Source organism: Paracoccus sp. SY (assembly GCF_002901215.1).
Classification (GTDB): Bacteria; Pseudomonadota; Alphaproteobacteria; order Rhodobacterales; family Rhodobacteraceae; genus Paracoccus; species Paracoccus acridae.
This window is the reverse complement of the sequence record NZ_NWMQ01000179.1, coordinates 1-701: the sequence shown is the minus strand read 5'-3', so window position 1 is coordinate 701 and position 701 is coordinate 1. Positions and strand designations below refer to the sequence as shown.

Annotated in this window: 1 pseudogene; it reads right to left on the bottom strand. The window is 71.0% G+C overall.

The window, feature by feature from the left end:
- Positions 1-245 precede the first annotated feature (245 nt).
- A pseudogene (locus CK944_RS24160) lies at positions 246-701 on the bottom strand (hypothetical protein); the annotation flags it as partial.

Genomic DNA, 701 nt, shown 5'->3' with positions numbered 1-701 from the left:
GTCCGGCTTGCCGGCATGTTCGGGATCGGTCATGGAAAGGTCCTCCGGGAGAGCGGGATGACAGAAACGGCGCGGCGCGGCTCTCCCTCCTCACGCCGGGCTTGTCCCCTCCCCCACCGGGCTCTGCCTCTTGGTAAGGGAGGGCGGTGTTCACGGCCCCTGCCTCAGGTCAGCGCGACACGACCAAGCCGTCGCGGACCGGGAGAGCGGGAGACGGGGCGGCTATGCCGCCCCGGCCCCCATCCTCACTCGGCGGCCATGCCTTGCGGACTGTCCTCCTCCACGCGGGCAGTGCCGTCTTCCCCTGCTCCGGACGGAGGCTCCCGTCCGGGATCGTCCGTGTCGTCTGGTTCCGCGTTATTGGCCTCGCCGGTCGGGTCGGTCGGCAGGGAAGCAGATCCGGCATTCTCGTCGCTGGTTGCCCCGCTTTCGGCAATCCGCAGCCGCAGCGGCTCGGGCAGCCAGCCGGTCTCCGCCAGGAGCCGCTCGGCTTCCCGCGCCATGTCGGGTTTCTTCAGGTGATCGATGCGCTGCGCCGCTGCCTCCCCTGCGCCTTCGCGCACTGCCGCAAGGATGCGCGGCTTGGTCACCCGGCCAAGATAGCTCTCGACCGTGGGCCGCCAGCCCGCCTCCACGAGATCGAGCTCTGCTGCCCGGGCCAGCCGGTCGGCCTCGCGGAGGCGCCGCTCAAGACCCTGCTG